General features: G+C 70.9%; 9 protein-coding genes. All 9 read left to right on the top strand.

Features of this window, described 5'->3' with window-relative positions:
- Positions 1 to 134 precede the first annotated feature (134 nt).
- Complete coding sequence (locus LC438_RS16325) at positions 135 to 6,209, top strand: Ig-like domain-containing protein (RefSeq protein ID WP_223587198.1); 6,075 nt, start codon at positions 135 to 137, stop codon at positions 6,207 to 6,209.
- A 171-nt stretch (positions 6,210 to 6,380) separates the two neighbouring features.
- Complete coding sequence (locus tag LC438_RS16320; protein WP_223587197.1) at positions 6,381 to 12,422, top strand: Ig-like domain-containing protein; 6,042 nt, start codon at positions 6,381 to 6,383, stop codon at positions 12,420 to 12,422.
- Between the two features lie 43 nt (positions 12,423 to 12,465).
- The gene (locus LC438_RS16315; RefSeq protein WP_105673861.1) at positions 12,466 to 13,437 is read left to right on the top strand and encodes a MoxR family ATPase; all 972 of its coding nucleotides are present in this window, start codon (positions 12,466 to 12,468) and stop codon (positions 13,435 to 13,437) included.
- A complete protein-coding gene (locus tag LC438_RS16310; protein WP_105673863.1) occupies positions 13,437 to 14,693 on the top strand; it encodes a DUF58 domain-containing protein in 1,257 nt (418 codons plus the stop codon). The genes LC438_RS16315 and LC438_RS16310 overlap by 1 nt, the downstream gene beginning before the upstream one ends.
- Entirely contained in the window at positions 14,690 to 17,095 is a 2,406-nt protein-coding gene (locus LC438_RS16305) for a transglutaminase domain-containing protein (protein WP_223587196.1), read from the top strand. The genes LC438_RS16310 and LC438_RS16305 overlap by 4 nt, the downstream gene beginning before the upstream one ends.
- A complete protein-coding gene (locus tag LC438_RS18580; protein ID WP_263294835.1) occupies positions 17,092 to 18,489 on the top strand; it encodes an RDD family protein in 1,398 nt (465 codons plus the stop codon). The genes LC438_RS16305 and LC438_RS18580 overlap by 4 nt, the downstream gene beginning before the upstream one ends.
- Positions 18,486 to 19,301, top strand: coding sequence for a PP2C family serine/threonine-protein phosphatase (locus LC438_RS16290; protein WP_223587195.1), 816 nt, complete (start codon positions 18,486 to 18,488; stop codon positions 19,299 to 19,301). The genes LC438_RS18580 and LC438_RS16290 overlap by 4 nt, the downstream gene beginning before the upstream one ends.
- Positions 19,301 to 20,797, top strand: coding sequence for an FHA domain-containing protein (locus LC438_RS16285; protein WP_223587194.1), 1,497 nt, complete (start codon positions 19,301 to 19,303; stop codon positions 20,795 to 20,797). Before LC438_RS16290 ends, LC438_RS16285 begins: the two co-directional genes overlap by 1 nt.
- Positions 20,794 to 22,419: a serine/threonine-protein kinase gene (locus tag LC438_RS16280; protein WP_223587193.1), complete on the top strand. Its 1,626-nt coding sequence runs from the start codon at positions 20,794 to 20,796 to the stop codon at positions 22,417 to 22,419. The genes LC438_RS16285 and LC438_RS16280 overlap by 4 nt, the downstream gene beginning before the upstream one ends.
- The last annotated feature ends 10 nt before the right edge of the window (positions 22,420 to 22,429 follow it).

Genomic DNA, 22,429 nt, shown 5'->3' with positions numbered 1-22,429 from the left:
ATCGGATGCCGCGCCCCACGGCATCCGATGGGCAGTCCTCCCCATGTGCGCCTCTTCATCGCGCGGTTAGACTCGACAGGTGCGTCGACCGTCCTCGCCAGGGCGGTGGACATCGACCGGGGGGACACCGCGAAATGAAGGCTCTGTCATGGGTACGGACACGTCCGAAGACCCTGGCCTCCGCGGCCGCCGTCACGGTGAGCGCCGTGGCGATCACGACGATGGCCTTCGCCTATGACGGCAACCCCACGACGAAGGTCGACCTGAACGACGGCGGCGTCTGGATCACCAAGACGTCGAGCCTGCTGATCGGGCACTTCAACCACGAGTCCACCGTGCTCGACGGCGGGCTGCGCACCAGCGGCGACAACTACGACATCCTGCAGGATGCCGCGAACGTCCTCGTCGTGGACACGGGAGCTGCGACGCTCAGCTCCGTGGACCCGGCGCGCGTCGCGCTGGGAGACTCCGCGTCCATCCCCGGCTCGGCGAAGGTGGCACTCGGCGCCGCCACCGCGGCGATCCTCGACCGCAAGTCGGGCGACCTCTGGGTCGTCCCCGTCAAGGGCATCGCGAGCTTCGAGCTCAAGGCGGCGGACCCCACGGCGGAGCTCGGGGAGAACGCCGACGTCGCCGTCGCGAAGGACGGCACCGTGTTCGGCCTCTCCGCCGACAAGGGCGAGGTCGTCACCATCCCCGTCGACAACGAGGGCCAGGCGCTCAAGCCGTCGTCGGCGTCGGTCGGCGACATCGATCCGTCGGGAGAGCACTCGATCACCGCGGTCGGGGACAAGCCGGTCGTGCTCGATCGCGACGCGGGCGTCGTGATCACCCCGGGAGGCGGCCGCACCGAGATCGCCGACGCGGAGGATGCCGTGCTGCAGCAGCCGTCGGCGGCGACCGACGCCGTGGCCGTCGCGACCGCGTCTGCGCTGCTGAGCGTTCCGCTCGCCGGAGGCGAGGCGACGAAGACCGAGGCGAGCGGCAAGGGCGTGCCCGCCGCCCCGGTGTGGCTGCGCGGCTGCACCTACGGGGCCTGGGCCGGGTCGGCGAGCTTCGTGCGCGACTGCGCGGGCGATGCGAGCGACGTGAACGAGAAGATCCCGGATGCCGAGGACTCCACGAGCCTCGTGTTCCGCGTGAACCGCGACGTCATCGTGCTGAACGACGCGGTCGGCGGCGCCGCCTGGCTCACCAACGAGAGCCTGCAGCGCGTCGACAACTGGAACGACATCACCCCGCCGGAGGGGGAGACGGAGAACCAGGAGGACACCACCGAGGAGACGGTCGAGACCACGCTCCCCGAGCGCAGCGAGCAGAACACGCCCCCTGTCGCGGAGGACGACGAGTTCGGCGTGCGGCCGGGTCGCACCACGATGCTGCCCGCGCTCGACAACGACACCGACGCCGACGGCGACGTGCTCGTCGCCTCGCTCGCGCAGAGCCAGCCGGCGCTGGGCGAGGTGCAGCCCGTCAACAACGGCGGCTCCCTGCAGATCGCCGTCCCGGAGGACGCGACCGGCGGCGGGTCGTTCGAGTACCAGGTCGACGACGGCCGCGGCGGCAAGGACACCGCGAACGTGCAGCTCTCGGTGCACGGATGGGACACCAACGGCGCGCCCGTCCAGCGCCGCACGACCGGCATCGCGGTCGAGGAGGGCGGCTCGGTCTCCTACAACGTGCTCCCGGACTGGCTCGACCCCGACGGCGACGACATCTACCTGCAGGACGTCGTGGCGGCGCCCGGCGACGAGGTCGACTTCACCACGGACGGTCAGGTCACGTACCGCGCGGTCGCGAGCATGCAGGGGCGCAAGGACATCCAGATCAGGGTCGCCGACGGGCTCGGCGAGACCTCGACCGGCGTGCTCCGGCTCGACGTCCGGCCGGCGGGCTCCACGCTCCCGAAGACGAACGCCGACCACGTCGTGACCCGCGTGGGGGAGGCCGTCACCGTCGCGCCCCTCGTCAACGACACGAGCTCCGGCCGTGAGCAGCTGCGCCTGGCCAAGGTCGACGAGACCCCGGGCGCCATCATCGTCCCCGACTTCCCGAACAAGTCGTTCACCTTCCAGTCGGATGCCGCGGGCGTCTACTACGTGCAGTATCTGGTCAGCGCCGGCCCGAACGCGGTTCCCGGTCTCGTCCGCGTGGACGTGCTGGAGCCGAGCGAGACCGAGCTCCCGCCGATCGCGGTGCGCGACGTCGCCCTGCTCCCCGCCGGCGGCGAGGTGCTCGTCGGCGTGCTCGGCAACGACTCCGATCCGGCCGGCGGCATCCTCGTCGTGCAGTCGGTCACCGTGCCGCCGCACAGCGGCATCTCGGTGTCGGTGCTCAACCACGAGACCCTGCGCATCGGCGACCAGGGCGCGCTCGACGAGACCGTGCGGATCGGCTACCGCATCTCCAACGGCAGTCAGACCGCAGAGGGCGAGGTCGTCGTCATCCCGATCCCGCGCCCCGAGCAGCTGATGCCGCCGGTCGCGAACGACGACCAGGTCGTCGTCCGTGCGGGCGACGTCGTCACGATCCCGGTGCTCGACAACGACACGCACCCCAACGGCGACGTGCTGCACGTGGCCCCCGACCTCGTCGAGCCGCTCGTCGACCCGGAGGACGGCGAGGCGTTCGTGTCGCAGGACACGGTCCGGTTCCGCGCCTCCGACACCCCGGGGACGGTCTACCTGACGTATCAGGCCGTCGACTCCCTCGGGCAGAAGGACGCCGGGTACGTCACGATCCAGGTGCGGCCGATCGACGAGGAGGCGAACTCCGCCCCCAAGCCCAAGGACCTCACGGTCCGCGCGCTGAGCGGATCGACCGTGCGCATCGCGATCCCGCTCGACGGCATCGACACCGACGGCGACTCGGTCGAGCTCGTCGGGCAGGAGAGCGCGCCGTCGAAGGGCCAGGTCGCCGAGACCGGCAGCAACTACCTCGTCTACGAGGCGTTCGGCGACGCCACCGGCGTCGACTCGTTCACCTATCGGGTGCGCGACCGCCTCGGCAAGGAGGGCGTCGCGACCATCAGGGTCGGCATCGCCCCCGGTGACGCCTCGAACCAGGCTCCGTACGCGGTCAAGGACACCGTCGTGGTGCGCCCGGGTCGCACGATCGCGGTGCCCGTGCTCTCGAACGACTCCGATCCCGAGGGCGACGCGATCTCGCTCGTCAAGAAGGGGCTCGAGATCCCGCCGGATGCCGGCGTCAAGGCCGTGGTGTCCGGCGATCGCGTCGTGGTCACCGCGCCGGACAAGGCGATGGACACGTCGATCCAGTACACGATCCGCGACGCCAGGGGAGCGACCGCGACCGCGGTGCTGCAGATCACCGTCGACGAGGACGTTCCGCTGAAGGTGCCGACGGCGCGCGACGACCGCATCGTCGCCTCCGACGTGCAGGACAGCCTGAAGGTCGACGTCGAGGTGCTCGTGAACGACGACGACCCCGACGGCACCGTCGACGCGCTCGACCTCTCGGTCGGGGCAGGCGGCGTCGTGCGGGAGGACCGCACGATCCGCGTCACGGTCGGCCAGGAGCGCCAGCTCATCCGCTACACGATCACCGATCAGGACGACCAGGAGGCATCCGCCTTCATCTTCGTCCCCGCGATGAGCGAGCTCCGTCCGACCCTGACCTCGACCAAGCCGGTCGAGGTCAAGAGCGGTGAGACTGTCGAGCTGCCGCTGTCGAAGTACGTCACGGTCGCCGGCGGCGGCGATGTGCTCCTCACCGAGGCCGCGAAGGTGAGTGCCGTCTACGCCGACGGCTCGTCCCTGATCAAGGATGAGAAGACCCTCGTCTACACGTCGAAGCAGGGGTACTTCGGCAAGGACGCCTTGACGTTCGAGGTGACCGACGGCTCGGGTCCTGACGACCCCGAGGGTCGCAAGGCCACGCTGACGATCCAGATCACCGTGCTCCCGCCCGAGAACCAGCAGCCCGTGTTCGTGAACGGCCAGGTCGAGGTCGCTCCGGGCGAGCCCGCGATGCCGCTCGATCTCGCCGCCCTCACGACCGACCCCGACCCCGAGGACGCGAAGGGCATCCGCTTCAGCATCGTGGACCAGCCGTCCGGCGGGGTGAAGGCGCGCATCGACGGCTCGAAGCTGCTCGTCGAGGCGGACTCCGGTACGCCGAAGGGCACGAGCACGACCGTCGGGCTGCGCATCGACGACGGCACGACCGAGCCGGTCGAGGGGTCGGTGGCCGTGCTGGTCGCCGCCTCGACCCGATCGCTCCCGACCGCGAACACCGACACGGTGCCCGAGGCCGACCAGGGCAAGACCGTCACGGTCCCGGTTCTCGACAACGACGTGAACCCCTTCCCGGAGACGCCGCTCAAGGTCGTCTCCGCGGCGACGGAGACCGGATCGGGAACCGTCTCGTTCACCGCGGGCGAGGTGAAGGTCACGCCCGCTGCGGAGTTCGTGGGGACGATGGTGGTGCGCTACCGCATCCAGGATGCGACGAAGGATGCCGATCGCGAGGTCGACGGACGCATCGTGCTGACCGTGCAGGGCGTGCCGGAGGCGCCGGGAACGCCGACCGTGTCGAGCGTCCAGGACCGCACCGTCGTGCTGTCGTGGTCGCCGCCCTCGAACAACGGCGCGGAGATCACCTCCTACACCGTGAAGTCCGTGGCCGGGAACTACACGAAGAAGTGCACGTCGACGACCTGCACGCTCGACGGTCTGACGAACAACGTCGAGTACGTGTTCCAGGTCGTGGCGACCAACCGCGTCGGCGACGGCAAGCCGTCTCCGACCTCCGCGGTGGCCCGCCCCGACGCGCGTCCGGACACCCCCCAGCCGCCGAAGCTCGTGTTCGGCGACAAGAGCCTCAAGGTCTCGTGGACGACGCCCACGACGCCGGGCTCGCCTGTCGAGTCGTACACGCTGCAGATCTCTCCGGCCCCGCCCTCGGGCATCTCGGAGAAGTCCGGGGTCACCGGCAACTCCCTGGTCTGGGAGGGGCTGGAGAACGGCTCGAACTACCAGATCCAGATCCAGGCGCACAACCGCGCACCGGAGCCGTCGAGCTGGAGCGGCTGGTCGGCGAGCGAGATCCCGGCCGGTGTGCCCGGCACGGTCGCTGCGCCGACGGCGAAGAGCGCGCCGTCGGTGGGCAAGCAGGTGCAGATGACGGTGTCCTGGGCCGCCGCGCCGCAGAACGGCGACGCGATCGCCGAGTACGAGCTCGTCGTGATGCGCGGAGGCGGGGTCGTGAACCGCATCCCCGGCATCCCCGGCACCCAGCTCAGCCAGACCGTGAACGTCGACACGTCCACGTCCGACTACACCTACTCGGTGCGGGCGCGGAACAAGGCCGGGTGGGGCGCGCAGAGCCCGGCCTCCGCGCCGCAGCGCGCCTTCGGCAGCCCAGGGGCCCCGACCATCACCGGCACTCAGGAGCACGACGGGTACGTCACCGTCTCGTACTCGCTCTCCGACACCAACGGCGCCTCCGGAGGAGAGGTGCGCTACGAGTACTCCCTCAGCGGCGGCGCCTGGAGCCGCAACTGGGACGGCACGCGCATCAACGCCGCGAACGGCAGCAGCTACACCGTGCGGGTCAGGGCCTACTCGGTCGTCGGCGGCCAGGAGTCGCAGCCCGGTGCGCCATCGGCGGCCTCGGGGGCTCTGAGGCCGTACGGACCCGTGCAGAACCCCGGCGCCTCCGCGACCAACCAGGGCACCTCGGTCAGGGTCGCGTGGTCTCCTCCGGCTGCGAATGGCCGTGCGATCACCCAGGTGCTCGTCAGCCTCGACGGCGGAGGATGGCAGGACCTCGGACTCAACGGCAGTCGCAGCCTCGGCGGCGGCTACAGCGAGACGCACAGCATCCAGGTCAAGGCCAAGGACGAGGCCGGCCAGTGGTCGAACGTCGTGTCGGCATCCGCCGTCACCGACAGCCAGCCCGTGCCCGAGGCGTGGGTCACGCGGGGCAATGCCAAGACCAACGGCTGCACCAGCGTCGGAGGCGGTCCCTGCTACAACCTGCAGCTGAACACGAAGAACTTCGCCGGCGGCTCGTACCGGGTCGAGTGCACGGCCGACGGCAGCGTGTTCTCCACCAACGCGGGTTTCCCGGTCAACATCCCGTCGAACGGTTCCGTGATCATCGACTGCTGGAACGGCTTCGTCACCCGCAAGGGTCTGAACATCATCGGCGGCAACCCGTCGAGCGCCAGGGAAGGCAACTTCTAGCAGGCGTTCGGCCCGTGCGCGCCGGGCGCTCTCGGTGGGGACTCCTCCCCATCGAGAGCGTCCGCCGCGCAAGTTAGACTCATCTGGTATGCCGCGCGCCCTCGGGCGTGTCGGCCGAGTCCGAGAGTGCACAACCCAGGGGGGATACCGGGGATGAAGGCGTTGTCATGGATGCGTGCGCGTCCGAAGACGCTGGCCTCCGCCGCCGGCGTGGCCGCCGCGGCCATCGCGATCACCACCCTCGCGTTCGCCTACGACGGCAACCCCACCACCAAGGTCGAGCTGAACGACGGCGGCGTCTGGATCACGAAGACCTCGAGCCTGCTCGTCGGGCACTTCAACCACGAGTCCACGGTCCTCGACGGCGGCCTGCGCACGACCGGTGAGAACTACGACATCCTGCAGGACGAGAGCAACGTCCTCGTCGTCGATCGCGGCTCCTCCACCCTCACGGCCGTCGACCCGGCCCGCGTCGCACTCGGCGACAGCTCCGGCATCCCATCGTCCGCGAAGGTCGTGCTCGGCAACAAGACGGCGGCGATCCTCGATCCGAAGTCCGGAAACCTCTGGGTCATCGCGGTCAGGGCCATCGCGGGCTTCAAGATCGAGGCGGTCGACCCGACCGCCGAGCTCGGCGACGGCGCCGACGTGGCGGTCGCCGACGACGGCACCGTGTTCGGCCTCTCCGCCGCCCGCGGCGAGGTCGTCACCATCCCCGTCGACAACGAGGGCGAGCCCCTCGATCCGTCCGAGGCGTCGGTCGGCGACATCGACACCGACGAGGCGCCCACGATCACCGCGGTCGGACGCACGGCCGTCGTGATGGATGCCGCTGCCGGTGTCGTCACGACCCCCGGTGGCTTCCGCACCGAGATCCCCGACGCGGCGGATGCCGTGCTGCAGCAGTCGTCCGCCGCGGCAGACTCCGTGGCCATCGCGACGCCGTCGGCGCTGCTCAGCGTGCCGCTCGACGGGAGCGATCCGACCGAGACCGCGGTCGACGGCACGGGCAATCCGGCCGTCCCCGTGTCGCTGCGCGGGTGCTTCTACGGCGCATGGGCGGGCTCGGCGCGGTTCGTGCGCGACTGTCCTGGCGACGCCGACGACGTGGAGGCGAAGATCGACGGGGCCGAAGACGCCGCCTCGCTGACCTTCCGCGTGAACCGCGACGTGATCATCCTCAACGACGCCGTCGGCGGAGCGGCCTGGATGGCCGATGAGAGCCTGCAGCGCGTCGACAACTGGAACGACCTGACGCCCCCGGAGGGCGAGGCGGAGAACGAGGAGGACACGACCCAGGAGACGGTCGAGACCACCCTCCCCGACCGCAAGGAGGAGAACACCCCGCCCGTGGCGGAGGACGACTCCTTCGGGGTGCGGCCCGGAGCCTCCATCCTCCTGCCGGTGCTCGACAACGACAACGACCCCGACGGGGACGTCCTCGTGGCGGCGCTCGCCGAGCAGCAGCCCTCGATCGGCACCGTGCAGCCGATCCAGAACGGCGGATCCCTGCAGATCGCCGTCGACGAGAAGGCGACGGGTTCGGCGACCTTCACCTACGAGGCCGACGACGGACGCAAGGGCAAGGACACCGCCGCCGTCACCCTCTCGGTGCACGACTGGGACGTGAACGGCGCGCCTGCGCCGAAGCGCAAGACCAGCCTCACCGTCGAGAGCGGCGGGACGGTGTCGTACAACATCCTCCCCGACTGGATCGACCCCGACGGAGATGACATCTACCTGAAGGCGGTGGCGGCCGCCCCCGGCGACGAGGTCGACTTCAGCACCGACGGACAGATCACGTACAAGGCCACGGCGAGCCTGCAGGGCCGCAAGGACATCGAGGTCGCGGTGGCCGACGGCTCCGGCGAGGTCGGCACCGCGTCGATCACGATCGACGTCCGCCCTCCCGGCACGACCGACCCCAAGACGAACGCCGATCACGTGGTCACCCGCGTCGGCGAGCAGGTCACCGTCGCGCCGCTCACGAACGACACGAGCTCCAGCAGGGAGCCGCTGCGTCTCGGCCGGGTCGACGAGGTGCCCGGCGCCACCGTCATCCCCGACTTCACGAACAAGACGTTCACCTTCTCCGCCGACGCACCCGGCACCTACTACGTGCAGTACCTCGCGACCGCCGGGCCCAAGAACGGCGAGGGGCTCGTCCGCGTCGACGTGCTCGAGGCCGGGGCATCCGACCTCGCTCCCGTCGCCGTGCGCGACGTCGCCCTGCTGCCCTCCGGAGGCGACGTGCTGATCGGGGTGCTCGCCAACGACGAGGACCCCGGCGGCGGCATCCTCGTGGTCCAGTCGGTGTCGATGGAGCCCAGCTCCGGCGTCTCCGTCTCGGTGATCAACCACGAGACGCTGCGCATCACCGACCAGGGGTCGCTCACCGGTCAGGCGCGCATCACCTACACGATCTCGAACGGGTCGAAGTCGGCAGAGGGCGAGGTCGTCGTCATCCCGATCCCCGCGCCCGACACGATCATGCAGCCGGTCGCCAACCCCGACACGGTCACCGTGCGGGCCGGCGACGTCGTGACGATCCCCGTTCTCGACAACGACACGCATCCGAACGACGACGTCATGCACGTCGCCCCGGAGCTCATCGAGCCGTTCGTCGACCCGGACGACGGCGAGGCGTTCGTGTCGCAGGACACCGTGCGCTTCAAGGCGGGGCCGGAGGCGAAGACCGTCTACCTCACGTACGAGGCCGTCGACTCGCGTCAGCAGAAGGCCGCGGGCTACGTGACGATCCAGATCCTCCCCGTCGACGAGGACACCAACGCGGCGCCGCGGCCGCGCGACCTCGTCGCCCGAGCCCTCGCGGGCACGGAGATCAGCATCGCCGTGCCGCTGGACGGCATCGACGCCGACGGCGACTCGGTCGAGCTCCTCGACATCGCCTCCAGCCCCACCAAGGGCCGCATCAACGAGACGGGCGCGAACTACTTCACCTACGAGGCCTTCACGGGTTCGAGCGGCGTCGACACCTTCAAGTACCGGGTGCGCGACCACCTCGGCAAGGAGGGCATCGCGACCATCCGCGTCGGCATCGCCCCACCGGAGCAGGTCAACCAGGATCCGTACGCGGTGAAGGATGCCGTGGTCGTGCGTCCGGGTCGTGAGATCGCCGTCCCCGTGCTGGCCAACGACTCCGACCCCGAGGGCGACGAGATCACGCTCGTCAGCGAGAAGAACGGCGGACTCGAGGTCCCGAAGGAGCTCGAGGCCAGGGTCTCGGGAGACCGTGTGCTCGTGCAGGCCCCGGACAGGTCTCTCGAGACGTCACTGCAGTACACGATCCGCGACGCCAGAGGAGCCACGGCATCCGCGATCCTGCAGGTCACGGTCGACGAGGACGTGCCGCTCCAGGCGCCGGTCGCGCGCGACGACCGGGTGCGTCCAGACGACCTCAAGGACGGCGGGCTGACCGCCGACATCGAGATCCTCACGAACGACGAGGACCCCGACGGCACGACCGACTCCCTCGATCTCGACCTCGGCGCCGGGGCGACGGCGCTGCAGAACGGCAAGGTCAGGGTCACCGTCACGGACGAGCAGCAGCTCATCCGGTACACGCTCACGGACCAGGACGGTCTGCAGGCGTCGGCGTTCATCTTCGTGCCGGCCGTGTCGGGCCTGCGTCCGACCATCGACTCGACCAAGCCCGTGCAGGTGGTCAGCGGCGAGACCATCTCGCTCCCGCTCTCGAAGTACGTGACCGTGGCCGGAGGCGGCACGGCCCGCATCACCGAGCACGCCAAGGTCTCCGCTGTGCACGCCGACGGCGCCGATCTGGTGAAGGACGAGTCGACGCTCGTCTACACCTCCGCGGCCGGCTATTTCGGTCAGGACGCGATCACCTTCGAGGTGACCGACGGCACGGGGCCCGATGACCCAGAGGGGCGCAAGGCGACTCTCACGATCCCGATCGACGTGCTCCCGCCCGAGAACCAGCAGCCGACGTTCGTCAGCGGACAGGTGCAGGTCGCGCCGGGCGAGAAGGCCACGGCGCTCGACCTCGCCGCGCTCACCACAGACCCCGACCCGGAAGACGAGCACACCTTCGCGTTCGTGGGCGGCGACGGCAAGGGCGTGACCGCGAAGGTCGACGGCGACAAGCTGCTCGTCGAGGCCGCGTCGAGCGCGAAGAAGGGCACCGCCCTCACCCTCGACGTGCGCATCAGCGACGGCGAGACCGAGCCCGTCGAGGGCACGGTCTCGGTGATCGTCGCGGCATCCACCCGTGCTCTGCCCGCGGCCAACACCGACACCGTCGGCCAGGCCGATCAGGGCAAGTCGGTGACGGTCCCGGTCCTCGCCAACGACTTCAACCCCTTCCCCGAGACGCCGCTCGAGATCGTGTCGTACGTCGTCGAGTCCGGCTCGGGTGACGTCTCGAAGAAGGGCGACGAGCTCGTGGTCACCCCGTCGGCGAACTTCGTCGGCACGATGGTGGTGCGCTACCGCATCAAGGATGCGACCGACGATCCCGACCGCGAGGCCAACGGCCAGGTCGTCGTCACCGTGCAGGGCGTGCCAGAGGCCCCGGGCGCGCCGACGGTCACGAGCGTGCAGGACCGCACCGTCGTCATCTCCTTCGCGGCGCCGTCGAACAACGGCGCGGAGATCACCAAGTACACGGTGACCTCGGCGCAGGGCTCCTCCTACCGCAAGGAGTGCCAGTCGACGACGTGCACGCTCGACGGGCTGACCAACAACGTCGAGTACACGTTCCGCGTCACCGCGACGAACCGCGTCGGCGAGGGCAAGCCGTCCGGCACCTCCGAGGTGGCGCGTCCCGACGCTCGTCCGGACACGCCCAACCCGCCGTCGCTCAAGTTCGGCGACAAGTCGCTCCAGGTGAGCTGGGTGACCCCGTCGACGCCGGGTTCGCCCGTGGAGAGGTACACGCTCGAGATCTCGCCCGCCCCGCCGTCTGGCATCGCCCAGAAAGAGGTGACGGGCAACTCGATCACCTGGGAGGGGCTGGAGAACGGCTCCAACTACCAGGTGCGCGTGCAGGCGCACAACAAGGCGCCCGAGCCGTCGAGCTGGAGCGGCTGGTCGGCATCCGAGATCCCCGCAGGCCCCCCGTTCGCGCCCGCGGCGCCGACGACGACGGAGATCCCGAGCGTGGGCGACCAGGCGCAGATGCAGGTGAACTGGGCCGCCCCGAACAGCAACGGCGACGCGATCGACGGCTACCAGCTGGAGATCTACGAGGGGTCCACGCTGAGGCGCACGGTGACGCCCGGCGCCGGCGCCACCAGCCAGGCGGTCACTCTGCCGACCTCGGAGACCGCCTACACGTTCCGCATCAAGGCGACCAACAAGGCGGGCTGGGGAGAGTACAGCCCGATGTCGGCCCCGCGCCGCGGAGTGAACGCCCCCGGGGCGCCGACCGGCCTGACGGCGACCCCCGGTGACAGGTTCATCGACATCGCCTACACCCCGGGCTCCCGCAACGGCGCGCGCACGGGCGAGGTGAGTTACCAGTACCGACTCAACGGCGGAAGCTGGCAGGCGTTGAGCGGTACGCGGATCTCCGGGCTCACCAACGGCACGACCTACAAGGTCGAGGTCAAGGGGGTCGCGACCGTCGACGGCACGACATACTCGGGCGCCACGTCGAATGCGGCCTCGGCGGTGCCGTACGGTGTGCCGTTCGCCCCCAAGGCGACGGCGAAGAACCTCGGCACGCAGGTGCAGCTGAACTGGGATGCCTCCGGCTCGGGCAACGGCCGCAAGATCGACGTCGTGCAGATCAGCGTCGACGGCGGCGGCTGGCAGAACGTCGCCGTGAGCGGTTCCCGGACCGTCGGCGGCGGATACAAGGAGACCCACAGCATCAAGGTCAGGGCGCAGGACAGCGCCGGCCAGTGGTCACCGGAGGCCTCCGACTCCGCGCGCACCAACGACCCGCCGGCCGAGGTGCTGAAGACCGAGAAGGGCGCCTCCGGGTCCTGGCCCGACTGCGGCTCGTCCTCCTGCGCCAAGGTCAGGCTGACCGTGGCGAACTTCAACAGTCCAGGCAACTACCACCTGCAGTGCGACGACGGCAACAAGTGGGGTGGCGGCACGCTGTCGTACGTCCCCGCGAACGGCAGCGTCGACCTCAACTGCTACTACGGGTTCCCCGGCAACACGATCCGCGTCTACATCAAAGAGCTCGACAGATACGCCACGGCGATGGTCTGGTACTGACGCTCTCTCGAACGACACATACAGAACAGGAAGCACCACGCTCATGACAATGACCCCCGAACAGGCCGCCTGGTTCCAGGGCACCTTCACCCGCCTCGTCGACAACGTCGACAAGGCCGTGCAGGGCAAGCGCGAGATCGTCTCGCTCGTGCTCGCCTCCATGCTCGCCGAGGGCCACGTGCTGCTCGAGGACGCCCCCGGCACCGGCAAGACGAGCCTCGCGAAGGCGCTCGCCGCGACCGTGCAGGGCACCAGCGCCCGCATCCAGTTCACCCCCGACCTGCTGCCGTCCGACGTCACCGGCGTCACGATCTACGACCAGCAGTCGCACCGCTTCGAGTTCCACAAGGGACCGATCTTCGCCTCGATCGTGCTCGCCGACGAGATCAACCGCGCGTCGCCGAAGACGCAGTCGGCGCTGCTGGAGGTCATGGAGGAGTCGCGCGTCACCGTCGACGGCGTGACCCATGAGACCGGCCGGCCGTTCCTCGTGATCGCCACGCAGAACCCGATCGAGCAGGCGGGCACCTACAAGCTCCCCGAGGCGCAGCTCGACCGCTTCCTCATCAAGACCTCGATCGGCTACCCCGATCTCGCCATCACCGAGAGCATCCTGGCCGGAGCATCCGACCGCAACCCGTCGGCCGCGCTGTCCGCCGTGATCACGACGAGCGCCGTCGCCGACATGGCCGACCTCGGTGCATCCGTGCACGTCGAGCCCGCCGTGCTGCGCTACGTCGCCGAGCTCTCCGAGGCGACGCGCAAGGACCCCGCCATCCGCCTCGGCGTCTCGGTCCGCGGCGCGATCGCGATGGTGCGCATGGCGAAGGTGTGGGCGGCGGCCCACGGCCGTCACTTCGTGCTGCCGGATGACATCAAGGCCCTCGCACGTCCGGTCTGGCAGCACCGTCTGCTGCTGGATGCCGAGGCGGAGTTCGCCGGCACCACGAGCGACATCGTGATCGCCCGCGTGCTCGAGAACATCGCGGCGCCGCAGGCGCGATCGGCCGCGTGATGACGACGGAGGCACTCGAGGCTGCGCCGATCGCCCGCGACGCCGGCTGGCGCGACGTCGCGGCGGTCATCGGTGCGCGCGGCCTCGCGCGCCTCCGCAAGGTCACCGCGGCGATCCGGCCGCTGGCATGGGTGCTGATGGCGCTCGCCGTCGGCTTCTGGATCCTCGGTCAGGTGGCCGGATGGGCGGAGTTCACCGTCGCCGCCGTCGTCATCGCGATCACCGTCGTCCTCTGCGCTCTGTTCCTGATCGGGCGCACCGCCTACGACGTGTCCCTCGACCTCGCGCGCACGCGCGTCGTCGTGGGGGAGCGCGCGGTCGGCGGCCTGAAGCTCGCGAACCGCGGTACGAGGGCGATCCTGCCCTCCCGTGTGGTGCTGCCCGTCGGATCGGGCCGCGGCGAGTTCGGCATCCAGCGGCTCGCGCCCGGTGAGGAGGCGGAGGAGCTCTTCGCCATCCCTACGCAGAAGCGCGGTGTCGTGAAGGTCGGCCCCGTCAGCGTCGTGCGCGGAGACCCGCTCGGCCTGTTCGAGCGCGCCCACCGCCGCGACGACCCCGTCGACCTCTTCGTGCATCCGAAGACCATCCTCTTCGACGGCCAGTCGCTCGGGTACCTGCGCGACCTCGAGGGTCTTCCCGCCGCCGACCTCTCGCGCGACGACGTCTCGTTCCACGCCCTGCTCGAGTACCAGCCCGGCGACGACCTGCGCCACGTGCACTGGAAGTCCACCGCGCGCACCGGGACGATGATGGTGCGGCAATACGAGGAGACCCGGCGCTCGCACTTCGTGATCGGGCTCTCCCGCGCCGCGGCGGAGTACGCCACAGGAGACGACTTCGAGCTCGCGATCTCGGTCGCCGGTTCCATCGGCCTGCGGGCCATCCGCGACTCGCAGCGCGTCGACGTCCGCGTGCAGGGGCGCGAGCTCCCCGCGGGCACCGGCAAGCAGCTGCTCGACTCGCTGTCGGCCGTGACCCATTCCAAGCCCCGCCGCGGCGGCATCGAGGACCTCGCCGGCGTCGTCGCCAGGACCATGCCCCTCGCCAGCGTCGTCGTGCTGATCTGCGGGTCCAAGGTGCGCTCGGACGACCTCCGTCTGGCATGCTCCCGCCTGCCCTTCGGCGCACGCGTTCTCGCCATCGTCGCCGACCGCTCGACATCCTCTCCCGCGCTCCGCCGCATCGGCGACGCCGACGTCGTCACCGTCGGCTCGCTCGAGCAGATCCCCCTCGCGCTCCAGAAGGTTCTCGCATGACCGCACCCGCCACCACGGCCACGGCGCTGCCGCTGCGCCGCTGGATCCTCGACCTCGGAGCGTCCGCGCTGCTCGTCGGCGTCTCCATGGTCGGCTTCTGGCCGACGTTCGCCGGCGGCTCGTACCTCCCGGCCGCGATCGGCGGCATCCTCCTGGGTCTCGCGATCTCCGCGGTCGCCGCCTGGCGACGCTGGGGCATCCTGATCATCGCCGGACTGACCGTCGCGGCGTACTTCGTCTTCGGCGGCGCCCTCGCCCTGCCGCACACCACGCTCCTCGGGGTCGTGCCGACGCTCGACACCCTCCAGCGCCTCGCGCTCGGCACGGTCACCTCGTGGAAGCAGATGCTCACCACCGTCGCCCCGGTGGCGGCGGCGGACGGGCACCTCATCGTGCCGTTCCTGCTCGCGCTCGTCGGCACGGTGCTGACGGCATCCCTCGCCCTCCGGCTCTCTCGGGTCGCCTGGGCTCTGATCCCCGCCGGTGCACTGCTCATGCTCGTCATCGTGCTGGGCACGCCCGAGCCGGCGTTCCCGCTCGCCCAGGGTCTGGTGTTCGCCGTCATGGCGATCGCGTGGCTCGCGCTCCGCCAGCTGTGGGCGCCGCAGAACGACGCCGTGTCGGTGAGTGAGGTCGACTCCTCTCGCGCCACCCAGATGCGCATGCGGCGCCTCATCGCGGGCGCGGCGGTGCTTGTCGTCGCGGGTGGTGCGGGCATCGCCACGAGCGCGGTCGCCGCGCCGGCGCAACCCCGGCACGTCTTCCGCGACGTCATCATCCCGCCGTTCAACATCCGCGACTATCCGAGTCCGCTGCAGTCCTTCCGCAAGAACGTGCGCGACGAAGCAGACGAGACGCTGTTCACCGTGAAGGGGCTGCCCAAGGGGGCGCGCATCCGGATCGCCGTCATGGATCAGTACGACGGCATGGTCTACAACGTCACCGACGGCGGACCCGACTCGTCGAGTGCGTTCGCGCCGCTCCGGTCGAACATGTCACCGGAGGCCGAGGGCGTCCCCGTCACGCTGAAGGTCGACATCGACCGCTACAACGGCGTGTGGGTGCCCGACGCGGGCGCCGTCTCCGCGATCGACTTCACGGGCGGTCGCGCAGAGGAGCTGCGCCGCACGGGCTACTACAACACCGAGACCGGCACGGCGGTCGTCACGTCGAAGCTCAAGAAGGGCGACAGCTACACGATCGACACGGTCATGCCCGCGCCGCTCGACGACACCCAGCTGGCCGACGTCGACTTCGGCAAGGTGCCCCTCCCGAAGCAGAGCAACGTTCCGGAGGAGCTCACCTCCCTCGCGTCCGAGACCGTCGCCGGCGCCGAGTCGCCCATCGAGCGCGTCCGCGCGCTGGAGACGTTCCTCGCCGAGGGCGGCTTCTTCAGCCACGGTCTGGAGGGCGAGGTCCTCTCGCGCGCCGGCCACACGGCCGAGCGCATCTCGACGCTCATCGGCGGCGATCAGATGATCGGCGACGACGAGCAGTACGCGGTCGCGATGGCGCTGCTCGCGCGTGAGGTCGGCATTCCGGCCCGCGTGGTGATGGGGTACTACCCCGACGAGGAGCGCGAGGGAGACCCCGAGTTCGCGGCCACGGGCGACGACGTGCACGCGTGGGTCGAGGTCAACTTCGAGGGGGTGGGCTGGCTCACCTTCAACCCGACCCCGCCCGAGGACAAGGTCCCGAACGACCAGAACACCAAGCCGAAGGTCGACCCCAAGCCGCAGGTGCTGCAGCCGCCGCCCCCGCCGCAGGAGCCGGTCGACCTCCCGCCGACGCTGCCGGACGACCGCAAGGGCGAGGACGAGACGTTCAACCTCGCGGGGCTGATCGGCATCATCCTCGCGGTCGGCGGCATCACGCTCGGCATCCTCGCGCTGCTCGCGTCGCCGTTCATCGTGATCGGCGCGTGGAAGGCGGCCAAGCGTCGCTCGCGGCGCAACGCGGCCAGGGCGTCCGACCGCATCAGCGGCGGGTGGGACGAGCTGACCGATCGCGCCGTCGACTACGGAGCCAGGGTCGCGCCCGGCGGCACCAGGGTCGAGGAGGCCGCGACCGTGGCCACCGCCCTCACCCTCCCGCAGGTCACGACGCTCGCCGAGCGCGCCGACGCCGAGGTGTTCGGACCCGCCGATCCGACCCCTGAAGACGTGGACGCGTTCTGGGCGGAGGTCGACGGACTCGTCGGCGGGCTCGGCAAGGAGGCGGGCTTCTTCAAGAGGATGAAGGCGCGCCTGAGCCTGCGCTCGCTGATGGGCGGCACCGCCGTGGCGACCGGAATGCAGAACCTGAAGGATGCCGCCACCGCGCGCGTCCGCCGTGAACCTGGCACGATCAAGAGCAGCACCGCTGCGAAGACGCCCCCCGCACCCGAGAGCGAGACCCCATGAGCCAGCCCGCGATCGAGAGCAGCGCGCCGATCCCGCGGCGCGCGATCGCCTACCTGATCGACGCCCTGATCGCCGGGGCGATCGCGATCGTCGGCTTCATCGTCGTCGCCGTGATCGCCTTCAGCACCAGGCCCATCGAGAACCTCATGATCGTGATGCCGATCGGCTACGGGCTGCTCCTTCTGGTCATGATGGGCTGGGCCGTCGCCTACACCGTGATGCAGACCGGCAAGGGCTCGTTCGGCATGCGCGCGCAGGGCGTGCGGCTCGCCTCGGCGACCGACGGCTCCCCGATCCGCTTCGGACGCGCTCTGCTGCGCAATATCGTCTTCTGGCTCACCGCGAGCGTCGTGGTCGGATACTTCTCCCCGCTGTTCGACGGCTCCGGCCGGTTCCAGGGCTGGCACGACCGTGTCGCGGATGCTCGTGTGCTCGACGCGCGGCGACCGTCGACGGCGGTCCCGGCGCAGCCCGCCGCTCCGGCGACGACGGCGTTCCCCGTGGTGGCTCCGGCCCAGGGGTTCCCCGGCATCCCCGCTGCACCGCCGGTCCCCGGCATCCCCGCTCCGGCCGCTCCGCAGCACCCCGGGGCGTTCGCGGCACCCGCAGCGCCCGCGGCTCCAGCGGCGCCGGTCGTCCCCGCCGCACCCGCCGTTCCTCCGGCTCCGGTCGTGCCCGCGTCTCAGCCGGCGCCGGCTGCTCAGCCCGCGACCGTCCACCCGGAGCCGGTCGAGCAGGCCGACGCGGGGTCGCTGATCGCCTTCGTGCCCGGCGTCACCCAGCCCCGCCCCCCGGCCGCGGCTGCACCCGAGCCCGCTGCCGCTCCGGCGGCGTCGGACCTCGACCCGTCGCTCGATGAGACGGTGGTGCAGCGCCCCGCGCCCGCAACGCCGATCGCCGCCGAGCCGACCCTCGCCGCTCCGCCTGCTCCTGCGGCGGCGCCCGCTCCCGCCGTGCCGCCCGCTCCCGCCGTGCCTCCCGCCCCCGCAGCGCCGCCTGCCCAGGATGCGCTCCCCGTCGACGGCGCGGAGGACGAGGCGGAGCTCGAGCAGACCCGCATCAGCATCCCCGGCCACCGCCTGATCTTCACGTGGGACGACGGCACCAGGGTCCCGGTGTCGCGCCGCACGATCTTCGGCCGCAACCCCGCCCCCGAAGACGGCGCCGTGCTGGTGCCCGTGCGCGATGAGACGCTGTCGCTGTCGAAGACGCACTTCGAGGCGGCATCCGAGATCTCCGGCGGCTGGGTCCTCGACCGCCATTCCACGAACGGCATGACCATCGTGCGCGACGGCCAGCGCATCGCCTGCCCCGCCGGCCAGCGCGTGCCGGTGCGGCTCGGCGACGCCATCGAGATCGGCGATCGCATCGTCACGGTCGGCGGCTACGCGTGAGGCCCGGACTCGTCGTCACCACCGGGTCAGCGACGCACCCGGGGCTGCGACGCGCCCTGAACGAGGACGCGTACCTGGCGAGCTCGCCCGTGTTCGTCGTCGCCGACGGCATGGGCGGCCACGAGGCGGGAGAGCGCGCGAGCGCCACCGTGATCGAGGAGTTCGCGCTGTTCATCGGCCGGGCATCCCTCGCACTCGACGACGTCCGCTTCGCCCTGGAGCGGGCACGGGAGGGAGTCGAGCATCTGTCGACCTCGGGCAACGGCCGCGCCGGCACCACGCTCAGCGGCGTCGTGATCGCCTCGGTCGACGGCATGGGCTACTGGCTCGCGCTGAACATCGGAGACTCCCGCACGTATCGTCTCGCCGACGGAGAGCTCGAGCAGATCACGGTCGACCACTCGGTCGTCCAGGAGCTCATCGAGGCGGGGCAGCTCACCCCCGAGGACGCGGCCACCGATCGGCGGCGCAACATCATCACCAGGGCGATCGGAGCGAGCAGCACGGGGGATGCCGACTACTGGCTCTTCCCCGCCGAGCTCGGCGACCGGATCATGGTGTGCTCAGACGGCCTCACCTCCGAGCTCTCCGACGGGCGGATCCGCGAAGTGCTCACGCTGACGACGGACCCGCAGGAGGCCGCAGACGTTCTCGTCGCCGAGGCCCTGCATGCCGGAGGACGCGATAACATCACGGTCGTGATCGCGGATGCCGTGTCGGTGGCCTCGCGCCCCGGCACGCTGCTGGAGACCGACGACACCGACATCGACATGGACACGCGTCCGCGCGAGGCAGCAGGAGGGGTTCGCTGATGCAGACGATCTATCGACCGGGACAGTGGCACCTGATCGTGATTCCGGGGGCTCTCGTCGCACTGCCGCCGGACGCGCCCGCCGACCTCGTGGCGCGGCTGTGGGACAGGCTCCCCGCCGAGAAGACCCTCGCCAGCGTGGTCGACGTGCTCACGACGAGCGTCGGGGGATCGTTCACCGCGCTGCCGCCGTTCGCGGCGGCCGTCGCGGAGGGCACCGACGTCCGCATCGCGCTGCGCGGCGGCGTCGTGGCCAGGATCAGCAGCGGCACGGAGTCCGCGCAGGAGTTCACCGGCGCGGAGGTGACCACCTGGAGCGAGCGCTTCGTCGGCGGCGCCACCCGCATCGAGATCACGGTGGAGGAGTCGGATGCCGTCTCCGCGCTCCCGGTGCAGAGCGGGGTCGTGCGGGCCGCGGCCGTGAGCGCTGAGCTCGAGGCGAGCGACGCCGAGCGGATCGTCGCCGTGCTGGGCCCGGCCCCGGTGATCGAGTCCGAGGAGAGCGGCGTGTCCGCCGCGGTCCTGGGAGGCGTACCCGCTCCGGCGCTCGCGCTGTTCGGTGCGGCTGTCGCACCGGTCCCGCCTCTCGTCGCTCCCGTGCCGCCGATCGTCGACGTCGCTCCCGTGCCGCCGGTCGCCGGAGCCGCCCCGGTCGACGCTCCCGCATCCGCTGCGGCGCCCGAGCCTTCTGCCGAGGACGGAGCCGTCGAGGCCCCGATCGATCCGGCGCCCGAGGTCTCCGAGCCGGCGGCCGCGGAGCCGGTGGTCGACGAGGTCCCGGTTCTCCCGGAGTCGGTCGAGGCGCCGGTCGAGGAGCCGTCCGAGCCCGCCGCGGCGCCGTCCGACGAGGATGAGGCGCCCGACGCGGCATCCGACGAGGACCCGTCGGACGAGGACGAGGTCGAGGGGGTCACGCTGATCCCCACCGAGACGCTGTCCCCCCTGAGCGACATCGATGAGTTCGATCAGCTCTTCGGCGAGACCGTGCACACCGCGCCGAGTTTCGTCGACGCTCCGCCGCCTCCGCCCTTCCCGATCGTGGCCGAGGGCGACCACGACGGAGCGACCATCTCGGCCGCCGAACTGCGGGCGCTGCGCCAGCAGCCTCCCGTGGCCGACGACGCTCCCACCCAGGTGATCCCCGTCGCCTCGGCCGGTTTCGGCCGCATCCGCGTCTCCACGGGCCAGGTGGTCGAACTCGACCGCACCGTGATCATCGGCCGGCGTCCGCGATCCACCCGCGCCAGCGGTGAGAACCTGCCGCATCTGGTCGCGGTGGAGAGCCCTCAGCAGGACATCTCGCGCAGCCACCTCGAGGTGCGCCCCGACGCCGACACCGTCGTCGTGATCGACCTGCACACGACCAACGGCTCGACGCTGCTGCGTCCAGGCGCCGACCCCGTTCGACTGCATCCCGGTGAGCAGACGCTCGTCCTGTCCGGAGACGTCGTCGACCTGGGAGACGGAGTGACCGTGGCCTTCGAGGACCTGCCGTGACCCGTCGCCCCTCACCGCCCCCGCAGCTGCCGGGCTTCACCTATGTGGAGCCGCTCGGCACCGGAGGGTTCGCCGACGTCTTCCTGTACGAGCAGCAGATGCCGCGCCGACGGGTCGCGGTCAAGGTGCTGCTCGCCGACCGGATCTCCAGCGGCGCCGCGCAGGAGTTCGCCGACGAGGCGAACGTCATGGCGATGCTCTCGACGCATCCGGCGATCGTCACGATCTACCAGGCCGGCGTCGCGGGCGATGGGCGCCCGTATCTGGTCATGGAGTACTGCCCCCGGCCGAACCTGCAGCTGCGTGCGCGCAAGGAGCCGTTCTCGGTCGCCGAGGCGCTGCGCGTCGGCGTGCAGGTCGCCGGTGCGGTCGAGACCGCTCACCGGGCAGGGGTTCTGCACCGCGACATCAAGCCGGCGAACATCCTCGTCACCGAGTACAACCGTCCGGCCCTCACCGACTTCGGCATCGCCTCGACGACGGGCGCGACGGGCGAAGCATCCGGCATGTCCATCCCGTGGTCGCCGCCGGAGTCGTTCGCCGAGCCGCCGCAGAGCGGGCCGCGCACGGACGTGTGGGCCCTGGGTGCGACGCTGTACACGCTGCTGGCCGGTCGCTCGCCGTTCGAACGCGTGGGGGAGCGCAACTCCAGCGCCGACCTCATCGAGCGCATCGAGCGCGCCGCCCTGCCGCCCCTCGCGCGCCCCGACTCCCCGGAGAGCCTGCAGCGCCTGCTCGAGCGCTCGATGGCGAAGAACCCCGACGACCGCTACCCGAGCGCCGTGGCCTTTGCCCGCGCCCTGCAGAAGGTGCAGATCGAGCTGTCGCACTCGGTCACCCCGATCGACATCGTCGACGACCACGCACCGGCCGAGGAGCAGGAAGACGACGGAGACGGGCTGACCCGCGTCAGGGAGATCGTCAGCATCGACCCCGAGGTCGCCGCCTTCACACGTCCGTCGGCGACGACGGAGCGCAAGGCGCCGGCGGTCGTGTTCCCCGAGGTCCCGCGCTACGATCCGCCCCCCGCCGCGCAGGCGCCGTCGATCGAGGAGACCCAGATCCGGGTGCCCGCTCCGGTGCTCGGAGCGGATGCCGACGAGCGCACGCTGTTGCGCGCGCCTCGAGTGCTCGCGCCGGATGCCTCGGCATCCGCCGCACCGCCCGCCGCTCCCGTCGTCGACGCCCCGGCGCAGACGGCGTCGACGGCGCCTCGAGGACGCAAGGGGCTCTGGATCCTGCTCTCGGTCGCGGGAGTCGCCGTCGTCGTCGGTGCGATCGTGATGCTCAACATCCTGGTCTCCGGAATCGAACCGACTCCGCAGGCGACGTCGGAGGCCCCCGACCCGCAGGACGTCGTCTCCGACGTCGTGCCGAAGGTGGGCGACCTCAGCGGCACCAGGACGGGCGAGCAGATCGCGTTCACCTGGACCAACAAGGACCCGCAGGAGGGCGACTCGTTCATCTGGAACGTCGTCGAGGTGTCCGGTGAGGTCGACCCGCAGCAGACGACCGAGCCGACGGCGCAGTTCACGGCGGGCGCGGGGAAGGTCTGCGTCGACGTGATGCTCCGCCGTGACGACGGCCGCGCGTCGGAGCCGGTGCGGGGGTGCGTCGAGTGAGCGGGACGAG

The organism is Microbacterium sp. OVT16B, assembly GCF_019969705.1.
Taxonomy (GTDB): Bacteria; Actinomycetota; Actinomycetes; order Actinomycetales; family Microbacteriaceae; genus Microbacterium; species Microbacterium natoriense.
Note: the sequence above shows the minus strand (reverse complement) of the source record. Positions and strands in the feature narration are given on the sequence as shown.

Excerpts from the sequence above, each read along its gene's own strand:
- LC438_RS16305 (WP_223587196.1), top strand. The coding sequence starts at position 14,690 with ATGACCGCACCCGCCACCACGGCCACGGCGCTGCCGCTGCGCCGCTGG.
- LC438_RS16315 (WP_105673861.1), top strand. The coding sequence starts at position 12,466 with ATGACAATGACCCCCGAACAGGCCGCCTGGTTCCAGGGCACCTTCACC.
- LC438_RS16285 (WP_223587194.1), top strand. The coding sequence starts at position 19,301 with ATGCAGACGATCTATCGACCGGGACAGTGGCACCTGATCGTGATTCCG.
- LC438_RS16320 (WP_223587197.1), top strand. The coding sequence starts at position 6,381 with ATGCGTGCGCGTCCGAAGACGCTGGCCTCCGCCGCCGGCGTGGCCGCC.
- LC438_RS18580 (WP_263294835.1), top strand. The coding sequence starts at position 17,092 with ATGAGCCAGCCCGCGATCGAGAGCAGCGCGCCGATCCCGCGGCGCGCG.
- LC438_RS16310 (WP_105673863.1), top strand. The coding sequence starts at position 13,437 with ATGACGACGGAGGCACTCGAGGCTGCGCCGATCGCCCGCGACGCCGGC.
- LC438_RS16325 (WP_223587198.1), top strand. The coding sequence starts at position 135 with ATGAAGGCTCTGTCATGGGTACGGACACGTCCGAAGACCCTGGCCTCC.